Annotated in this window: 1 pseudogene; it reads left to right on the top strand. The window is 56.2% G+C overall.

The annotated features are described in order from the left end of the window. Window positions 1–132 (top strand): annotated as a pseudogene (locus SB771_RS34265) (antibiotic biosynthesis monooxygenase); the annotation flags it as partial. Window positions 133–276 lie beyond the last annotated feature (144 nt).

Genomic DNA, 276 nt, shown 5'->3' with positions numbered 1-276 from the left:
CAGTGGGACACGCTGGAAGACCATATGGTGCACTTCCGCGAGTCGGATGACTTTCAGGAATGGCGTCGACTTGTCGGGCCGTTTTTTGACAAGCCGCCGGTGGTGACGCATACGGAAGTTGTGGTGAAGTAGGGGGCTTATCGCCAAGGCCCTGTGCACTGACACAAATATGACGATGACGGCCGTTCAGACCGGGAGTCTTCGCCCATACCAGATAAGAAAACGGCCACGTCGGACATTCCGGCGTGGCCGCTTCACTTTTCGAATTTAGCCGAG

It is taken from the genome of Burkholderia sp. SIMBA_051, from assembly GCF_046534915.1.
In the GTDB taxonomy this organism is placed as follows: Bacteria; Pseudomonadota; Gammaproteobacteria; order Burkholderiales; family Burkholderiaceae; genus Burkholderia; species Burkholderia ambifaria.
The sequence above is the reverse complement of the archived record's forward strand: the minus strand, read 5'-3'. Positions and strand labels throughout refer to the sequence as shown.